This window comes from Streptomyces sp. NPDC001848 (assembly GCF_042891915.1).
In the GTDB taxonomy this organism is placed as follows: Bacteria; Actinomycetota; Actinomycetes; order Streptomycetales; family Streptomycetaceae; genus Streptomyces.
Genome location: NZ_JBIATP010000031.1, coordinates 43,798 through 52,309, shown reverse-complemented (window position 1 = coordinate 52,309; position 8,512 = coordinate 43,798). Strand labels below are relative to the sequence as shown.

Here is an 8,512-nt window from a genome sequence, read left to right as displayed (position 1 = left end):
CCATCGAGTGAACGGGGCTGAGAGTGCCATCTGCCTGCTGAAATGCGGCTATGAGGCGTCAGGCGGGGCCGGGGGAACCTGCGCGTACTCCAATAGGATCCGCGTCCACGAGCAGGGTGCGCCTGCCCTCACGCGCGGAGGTGACGGCGAGGGCGCAGGCGAGCGTGGAAGCGCCGGCCCCGCCGCGGCCCCCGATCACGCCGACAGTGAGCGCGGGCCGGCCGACCCCCTCGGCCACGTCGGCGATGCGGTCCACCAGCCACTGCTCGCCGTCCGGCAGCAGCAGGACGTGGTCGGCGCCGATCTCGACGGCGCGCCGCCAGACTCCGGGATCGTCCTGATCCCGGCCCACCAGCACCACTCCCCGTCTGCGCACGGCCCCGCGCACCCGGCGCGCCGCGTCGTCGCCGACCAGGACCAGGGGCGCCGCCTCCCAACCGCCCCGCTGCCGCGGGACTCCCGGGTGTACCTCCGCTCTGGCGCCGGCGGCTGCGCACAGGCGCAGCAGGTCGTCGAGGAGCTCGGCGTCCTCGGTGACGATCAGCGGTCCGCTTCGCCGCCCCTCGGCGGCGGCCGGTCCGTCGTGTGTGATGGCTTCCGCCACGGTCTCCATCCCCCTTCGCTGCTTCCTTCGGGCGCGTCCGCGGGCCCTGTGCGGCCCGCGGACGCGCCCGTGTGGAGAACCGGCAAGCGGCCTCCATATGAACGGCCGATACGAACCGGCCCTACGCGCCCGACAAACGGAACCGACCGTGCACGGACCATGAACTGGCGGCCGTGAACCGGCGTGAACTCGCCGTCGGCCGGACGCGCTGGAATCAAGGTGCAGCGGTCCCGGAAATCGTGTGGATCTTGGTCGATAACTGTGGACAACTCAGCGGTTGTGAATATCGCGTTCACCCATACCGGCGAGGACCCGCCGACATCCGCAGAGCAGCGCTGTGACTACTCAGCGTCATAAGCCATGGACATGGCAATCGCCGGGACAGAGAGTCGCCACACGGCCGCGGGATCGCGTCGAAAAACGGAAAAACCCACCCGGACATGCGACGACCCCCGCCGGGGGGGAGAGCGGGGGTCGTCCCCACGGCCGACTCGGGGGGGGGAGGAGTCGGACCGGGTTAGCACGGTCGCGAACGATCCGTGACTTCCATGGTGTACCCGAGAGCCCTCTCAGGCAAACCCACGCGCCCCACCTTACGCCGAATGGTGGGCCCCTATGCTCAGGCCCGTGGAAAACCACTCCTTGCCCCGCACAGCGGCCTTCTTCGACCTGGACAAGACGGTCATTGCGAAGTCGAGCACTCTCACCTTCGGCAAGTCCTTCTATCAAGGGGGACTGATCAACCGCAGGGCGGCGTTGCGTACCGCATATGCCCAGTTCGTGTTCCTCGTCGGCGGCGCCGACCACGACCAGATGGAACGGATGCGGGAGTACCTGTCCGCGCTGTGCCGCGGCTGGAACGTCCAGCAGGTGAAGGAGATCGTCGCCGAGACGCTCCACGACCTGATCGACCCGATCATCTACGACGAGGCGGCCTCCCTCATCGAGGAGCACCACGCCGCCGCGCGGGACGTGGTGATCGTGTCCACGTCGGGCACCGAGGTCGTCGAGCCGATCGGCGAACTGCTCGGCGCGGACCGGGTGGTGGCGACCCGCATGGTCGTCGGCGACGACGGCTGCTTCACGGGCGAGGTGGAGTACTACGCCTACGGGCCGACCAAGGCGGAGGCGGTCAGGGAACTCGCCGAGTCGGAGGGATACGACCTGGCGCGCTGCTACGCGTACAGCGACTCGATCACCGACCTGCCCATGCTGGAGGCCGTCGGCCATCCGCACGCCGTGAATCCCGACCGGGCGCTGCGCCGCGAGGCACTCGCGCGGGGATGGCCGATTCTCGACTTCCACCGCCCGGTCCGACTGAAGCAGCGGCTGTCGGTGCCGCCGCGTCCGGCGCTCCTCGCGATGGCGGCGATAGGCGCGGCGGCAGCCACGGCAGGGCTCGTCTGGTACGCGAGCCGGCGCCGCACGCCCGTCATCTGAACCTCAGGGCACCCGAAAGAAGCACACTCCCGCCCGATTCACACCTCTTTGAACCTAAAAGTAAAGAACTGCATGGAGGGCTTCCGCTTGTCCGCGCCCTGGAGTACAAAGGGGTTAAGGCCCGCGAGACCAAAGGACATCCGAAAGGATCACCTTTTACACGCAATTGGCCCCACGGACCGAGCATGAACACCGGGCACCCACGCGACGTCGACCCGTCGATTACGGGCCAGCCGCACCAGGTGACGGGCAAAGTTCCCGACCTGATGGGCGACCATCGAGGACGCTTGGTAACTCGGTGAACATGCCAGCGGCGGTACGAGACTTCGTACCGCCGCAACCATTGCGAAGGCCCCCGAAGGGGCCTTCCCCCGTATCAGGCGGCCCCGCGCTGCAGCGCCTCGCAGACCGCCGTGGATTCGCGGACGCCGAGCTCGACCGCCTTCCCACAGTGGGCGATCCAGGCCGCCATACCCTCCGGGGTGCCCGACACATAGCCGTCCAGAGCGGCGACGTAGGCGGCCCGGCCCAGCTCCGCGTGGCCCACCTCCGCCGGGCAGATCGCCTTGGGGTCGAGTCCGCTCCCCACCAGGACGATGCGCTGCGCCGCGCGCGCGACGAGGCCGTTGTGGGACACGAAGGGACGCAGGGCGAGCAGTTCGCCGTGCACCACGGCGGCGGTCACGAGGGCGGGCGCCGAACTGCCCGCGATGATCAGCTCGGAGAGTCCCTCCAGACGGCCGGAGACCTCCGCCGCGTCCGGCAGCCCCAGCTCGACCAACGGCTCGTCGACGCCCTCACCATCCTGCCGGGGGCGCCCCACGCGTGGGTCGGGGTCCGCCGCCGCCACCAGATGCAGCCGCGCGAGCACCCGGAGCGGCGACTGCCTCCAGATGGACAGCAACTGCCCCGCCTCGGCAGTCAGCCGGAGCGCGGCCCCGACCGTACGGGCGCCATCGTCACCGCTGAAGTCGGTGCGCCGCCGTACCTCCTCCAAAGCCCAGTCGGCGCCGGACAGCGCCGCCGAGCCCCGTGCGCCGCGCAGCGCCGCCTCGGAAGTGATCTCGTTGCTGCGGCGCCGCATGATCCGGTGCCCGTAGACCCGGTCCACGGCCTTGCGCACGGATTCCACGGACTCGGCAACCCCGGGCAGCGCCCCGAGAGCAGCCAGCGGGTCGGCGGACGCACCTGTCGTACTCATGAGTACGACCCTACGCACCCCGGGGCCGGTCATTCGAAGGGGTGGTCTTCTTCCACAGGCCTGCCACGCATCGCAACCGTGACGCTACTCTTCGTGAATATGAAAATTGCTTTCGTCGGGAAGGGCGGCAGCGGCAAGACGTCCCTGTCCTCCCTGTTCATCCGCCATCTCGCCGCCGCCGGTGCGCCCGTCATCGCCGTCGACGCGGACATCAACCAGCACCTGGGCGCCGCACTCGGGCTCGACGAGGAAGAGGCCGCGGCACTGCCGGCCATGGGCGAGCGGCTGCCGCTGATCAAGGACTATCTGCGCGGCACCAATCCCCGGATCACCTCCACCGAGAAGATGATCAAGACCACCCCGCCCGGGCAGGGGTCGCGGCTGCTGCGGGTACGGGAGGACAACCCGGTCTACGAGGCCTGCGCGCGCCCCGTGGAACTCGACGGCGGCACCGTGCGTCTGATGGTCACCGGCCCCTTCACGGACGCCGACCTGGGGGTCGCCTGCTACCACTCCAAGACGGGAGCGGTGGAGCTGTGCCTGAACCACCTGGTGGACGGCCGCGACGAGTACGTGGTGGTCGACATGACGGCGGGCTCGGACTCCTTCGCCTCCGGCATGTTCACCCGCTTCGACATGACGTTCGTGGTCGCCGAGCCGACCCGCAAGGGGGTCTCCGTCTACCGCCAGTACAAGGAGTACGCGCGGGACTTCGGGGTCATCCTGAGGGTCGTGGGCAACAAGGTGCAGGGCAGGGACGACATCGACTTCCTCCGCGCGCACGTCGGTGACGACCTGCTCGTGACGGTGGGGCACTCGGACTGGGTGCGGTCCATGGAGAAGGGCCGCCCGCCCCGGTTCGAGTTCCTGGAGGACTCGATCCGCCGCTCGCTTCGCGTGCTCCAGGCGGCTGCCGACGCGACGTACGAACTGCGTGACTGGGAGCGGTACACGCGTCAGATGGTGCACTTCCACCTGAAGAACGCGACCAGTTGGGGAAACGAGCGCACGGGTGCGGACCTGGCCTCCCAGGTCGACCCGGGTTTCGTCCTCAGCGAGGCCTTGGCGGCCGCGGTGTGAGCGACGGCCGCCCCGTCTATCGCTGCACCGGCGGTGCCCCCGGCGCCCCCCTCGGTGCCGGGGCCGGCGCGGAGGCCAGGAAGCTCTCCCAGCCCTCGGCGGGGGCCTCGCCCACCTTCAGAGTGCGCAGTTTCTCCAGGACCTGCGGGTCCTGTGCGTCCAGCCAGTCGACGAGTTGGCGGAACGACACGCAGCGCACCTCGGGCTCGTTGCAGACGCGCTCCACGACCTCCTGGACGGCACGCATGTAGGTTCCGCCGTTCCAGGACTCGAAGTGGTTGCCGATGATCAAAGGCGCGCGGTTTCCCTCGTACGCCCGCCGGAAGCCCTGGTAGAGGCCGTCCCGCATCTGGTCGCCCCACTCCTCGAACTTGTCCGGGTCACCCTGGGTCTGGGTGCCCGACTGGTTGACCATGAAGTTGTAGTCCATGGTCAACTGCTCGTAGGTGTGGCCCGGGAAGGGCACGAGCTGCATCGACAGGTCCCACAGCCCTTCCTTCTTCTTCGGCCAGACCTGCTCGGCGACGCCGGAGGTGTCGTAGCGGAGACCCAGCTCGCGCGCCGCCTTCATGAAGTTCTGCTGCCCCTCCAGACACGGCGTGCGGCCACCGATGAGCTCCTTGTCGTAGTCGAAGGGCAGCGAAGGCTCCTGCTTCAGACCGGAGTTGGTCCTCCAGGACTTCACGAATGCCTTGGCCTGGGCGATCTCGTCCTTCCACTCCTGCACCGACCACTGGCCGACGCCGCCCTCGGGGCCACAGAAGTGGCCGTTGAAGTGGGTGCCGATCTCGTTCCCCTCCAGCCAAGCCAGCCGCAGTTGTTCGACGGTGTCCTTGATGCCCTTCTCGTCGTTGAAGCCGATGTCCGAGCTGCCCGGTGAGTGCTGCGGCGGCCGGTACAGGTCACGTTTCTTTTCGGGCAGCAGGTACACACCGCTCAGGAAGAACGTCATCGTCGCGTTGTTCGCCCTGGCGATCCTGCGGAAGCGCGAGAAGAGCTTCTGACTGTCCTCGCCGGCCCCGTCCCACGAGAAGACCACGAACTGCGGGGGCTTCCGACCGGGCTTGAGCCGCTCGGGTCTGGCCAGATGCGGCTGGGCGCCGGTGTAGGCGGTGGAGCCGTCGCCGATCAGGCGAACCGCGCTTCCCGGAGCCCCGGCACCGGCCCCCTTCCGTGTGCCGGGCTCGGCACGGGTCGGTGCGGGAGTACAGCCGGCCAGCGCGGTGGCCCAGGCGGTGGCGCAGGTGGCGGCCAGGGCGACGCCCGCGGCGGTCCTGCGCGAGGCGGTGACGCTTCTCGGGGTGGCGCTTCTCGGGGTGGCGGTCATCTTCCACCCACCTTCTTCCTTCGATCGGGCCACGCTGAGCAGGTGTGGTGCGACGCGGCAGACACAAGCGGAGGCCTGTGCCCCTGCGCGGCCAAGCCAAGGTCGCACGGAACACCGAAGGAAATTTGTATGACAAGCCGATGAAATTCCCGATTCACCCTTTTGAGTGATTAGATGCCCTATTTGCTCTGATATCAGATACCGCTCCTTTACTCCGCATTACGATTCATTTACCGAGCAGTGAGACATCCCGCCGCTTACGCCGTGACCCACGGCCGCGCCCGACCCCCGCCCCCCGCCGGGGCCACCAGTTCCGCGACCGCGCCGCACCGGAGGAGACGGGAACCATGCCCGCCTGCGTCCCCGCCCGCGCCGCCGACTCGACTCGGACGAAGCGCGTACACCCGCCCCACAGCCCCCCACCGCGCCCGCCCCGTCGCTTCCGCGTCGCGGGCGCCGATCTGTCCGCCTCCCTGGCCGTCTTCCTGATCGCCCTCCCCCTGTCCCTGGGTATCGCCCTCGCCACCGGCGCCCCGCTCCAGGCCGGCCTCGTCGCCGCGGCCGTCGGCGGACTCGTCGCCGGCCGGCTCGGAGGCTGCCCCCTCCAGGTCAGCGGTCCGGCCGCCGGCCTCACCGTGGTCACCTCCGACCTCATCCACCGCTACGGATGGCGGACGACGTGCGCCGTCACCGTGCTCGCCGGCCTCGCCCAACTGGGCCTCGGCTGTCTGCGCGTCGCCCGCACCGCACTGGCGGTGAGCCCCGCGATCGTGCACGGCATGCTCGCCGGCATCGGCGCCACCATCGCCGTCGCCCAGTTGCACATCGTGCTCGGCGGCACCCCGCAGAGCGCCGTCCTCGACAACTTCCGGGCGCTGCCCGCCCAGTTGGCGCACCTGCACCCGGCGGCCGTGTCGGTGAGCGTGCTGACCCTGGCCCTGCTCCTGGCCTGGCCACGGCTTCCCGGACGGTCCGGGCACCTGCTGCGCCGGGTCCCGGCCCCGCTGGTCGCCGTGGCAGGCGCCACCGCGACCGCCTCGCTCGCCGGGCTCACCCTGCCCAGGGTCGACCTGCCGTCCTGGAGCAGCCACGCCCTGGCCAGGCTGCCCGAGGGCCCGGCCCTCGGCGTCGCCGCCGCCGTCCTCACCATCACGCTGGTGTGCAGCGTGCAGTCCCTGCTCGGCGCCGTCGCCGTGGACAAGCTGGCGGCCCGGCGCCATCCGCATCTCGGCCGCTCCGACCTGGACCGCGAGCTGCTCGGGCAGGGCGCCGCGAACATCGTCTCCGGGGCGCTCGGCGGGCTGCCGATCGCGGGCGTCGCCGTGAGAAGCACGGCCAACGTCAACTCCGGCGCGGTCAGCCGGAACTCCACGATGCTGCACGGCGTTTGGGTGGTAGTGGCCGCGCTGCTGATGGTCCCGGCGCTCGAGTTGATCCCCCTCGCCTCGCTCGCCGCGCTGGTGATGGCCGTCGGCATCCAGATGGTGTCCCTGCACCACATCCGCACGGTCACCCGCCATCGAGAGGCGCTGGTGTACGCCGTCACCACACTCGGCGTCGTCCTCCTGGGCGTCCTCCAGGGCGTGGCGCTGGGCGTGGCAGCGGCCGTCGCCGTCGCCCTGCACCGCCTCACTCGCACCCGCATCACCCATGAGCAGCGGAAGGGAGTCCATCACGTACGCGTACGAGGCCAGTTGACGTTCCTCGCGGTGCCCCGGCTCAGCCGGGCGCTGCACCTGGTGCCCGCCGGGGCACCGGCCGTCGTGGAGCTGGACGGATCGTTCATGGACCACGCAGCGCACGAGTCCCTGCAGGACTGGCAGCGCACCCACCGCGCGCGGGGCGGCACGGTCGCCCTGACCGGCCGGGACGGATCCCCGGTCGCGGTGCCGTCGCTGAGCTCGACCCGGGACGGATCGGGCGCGGGGTCCAGTGGACCGTCGGCATGCCGGTGCCGGCCCTGGACGCCGTGGCGCAACCACCGGTGCGAGCGCCCACCGACCGCGCCCACAGGCGGCCGCACGGACGGAGCCGCTGAGGTCCCCGGACCCACGGCCCCCGGGCCGAGCGGGCAGCAACTCGCGTACGGCATCAGCGCTTTCCAGCGGAACACCGCCCCGCTGGTGCGCGGTGAGCTGGCCCGCCTGGCGCGCGAGGGGCAGCGGCCGTCGCACCTCTTCCTGACCTGCGCCGACTCCCGGCTGGTCACCTCGATGATCACCTCCAGCGGGCCCGGCGACCTCTTCGTCGTCCGCAATGTGGGCAACCTGGTGCCGCTGCCCGGCGCGGAGAGCGGGGACGACTCGGTGGCGGCCGCCATCGAGTACGCGGTGGACGTGCTCAAGGTGCACTCCATCACGGTGTGCGGGCACTCCGGGTGCGGCGCCATGCAGGCCCTGCTCACCTCGGACGCCGAGGGTGCACAGACCCCGCTGAGGCGGTGGCTGCGGCACGGGCTGCCCAGCCTGGAGCGGATGGCCGACGACGAGCGGCCGTGGGCGCGGATCGCCGGACGCGAGCCGGCCGACACGGTCGAACAGCTGTGCCTGACCAATGTGGTGCAGCAGCTTGAGCATCTGCGTGCGCACGAGTCCGTGGCCCGGGCGCTCGACGAGGGCGCGCTGGAACTGCACGGGATGTACTTCCACGTGGGCGAGGCCCAGGCGTATCTGCTCGCCCCGTCCGAGGTGGGCGACGACGTCTTCAGCCGAGTCGGAGCGGCAGGGGACCTTCGCCACCCGGCGTGACACGGCGGTGGGGGGGGGGGCGCGCCCCCCCCCCGCCCCCCCCCCCCCCCCCCCCCCCCCCCCCCCCCCCCCCCCCCCCCCCGCGGGGGGGGGGCCCCCCCCCCCCCCCCCCG

Annotated in this window: 5 protein-coding genes and 1 pseudogene; 3 read left to right on the top strand and 3 right to left on the bottom strand. The window is 70.7% G+C overall.

Going from position 1 to position 8,512, the window contains the following annotated elements:
- Positions 1 to 88: 88 nt before the first annotated feature.
- Positions 89 to 604 (bottom strand): annotated as a pseudogene (gene ssd / locus ACFYZJ_RS38375) (septum site-determining protein Ssd); the annotation flags it as partial.
- A gap of 615 nt (positions 605 to 1,219) precedes the next feature.
- On the opposite strand from ssd, the gene ACFYZJ_RS38370 reads away from it, so the two are divergent.
- Positions 1,220 to 2,044: an HAD family hydrolase gene (locus ACFYZJ_RS38370; protein ID WP_388576744.1), complete on the top strand. Its 825-nt coding sequence runs from the start codon at positions 1,220 to 1,222 to the stop codon at positions 2,042 to 2,044.
- Between the two features lie 376 nt (positions 2,045 to 2,420).
- On the opposite strand, the gene ACFYZJ_RS38365 is transcribed toward ACFYZJ_RS38370, so the two are convergent.
- On the bottom strand, positions 2,421 to 3,245 hold the full coding sequence (locus ACFYZJ_RS38365; protein WP_388576742.1) for an oxidoreductase: 825 nt from the start codon (positions 3,243 to 3,245) through the stop codon (positions 2,421 to 2,423).
- A gap of 99 nt (positions 3,246 to 3,344) precedes the next feature.
- On the opposite strand from ACFYZJ_RS38365, the gene ACFYZJ_RS38360 reads away from it, so the two are divergent.
- Positions 3,345 to 4,325, top strand: a complete 981-nt coding sequence (locus ACFYZJ_RS38360) for an ATP-binding protein (protein WP_388576739.1) — start codon at positions 3,345 to 3,347, stop codon at positions 4,323 to 4,325.
- A gap of 16 nt (positions 4,326 to 4,341) precedes the next feature.
- Here ACFYZJ_RS38360 and ACFYZJ_RS38355 read toward each other — a convergent pair whose 3' ends face one another.
- Positions 4,342 to 5,652, bottom strand: coding sequence for a hypothetical protein (locus tag ACFYZJ_RS38355; RefSeq protein WP_388576736.1), 1,311 nt, complete (start codon positions 5,650 to 5,652; stop codon positions 4,342 to 4,344).
- A 347-nt stretch (positions 5,653 to 5,999) separates the two neighbouring features.
- On the opposite strand from ACFYZJ_RS38355, the gene ACFYZJ_RS38350 reads away from it, so the two are divergent.
- The gene (locus tag ACFYZJ_RS38350) at positions 6,000 to 8,399 is read left to right on the top strand and encodes a SulP family inorganic anion transporter (protein WP_388576733.1); all 2,400 of its coding nucleotides are present in this window, start codon (positions 6,000 to 6,002) and stop codon (positions 8,397 to 8,399) included.
- Positions 8,400 to 8,512 lie beyond the last annotated feature (113 nt).

Excerpts from the sequence above, each read along its gene's own strand:
- ACFYZJ_RS38370 (WP_388576744.1), top strand. The coding sequence starts at position 1,220 with ATGCTCAGGCCCGTGGAAAACCACTCCTTGCCCCGCACAGCGGCCTTC.
- ACFYZJ_RS38365 (WP_388576742.1), bottom strand. The coding sequence starts at position 3,245 with ATGAGTACGACAGGTGCGTCCGCCGACCCGCTGGCTGCTCTCGGGGCG.
- ACFYZJ_RS38360 (WP_388576739.1), top strand. The coding sequence starts at position 3,345 with ATGAAAATTGCTTTCGTCGGGAAGGGCGGCAGCGGCAAGACGTCCCTG.
- ACFYZJ_RS38355 (WP_388576736.1), bottom strand. The coding sequence starts at position 5,652 with ATGACCGCCACCCCGAGAAGCGCCACCCCGAGAAGCGTCACCGCCTCG.
- ACFYZJ_RS38350 (WP_388576733.1), top strand. The coding sequence starts at position 6,000 with ATGCCCGCCTGCGTCCCCGCCCGCGCCGCCGACTCGACTCGGACGAAG.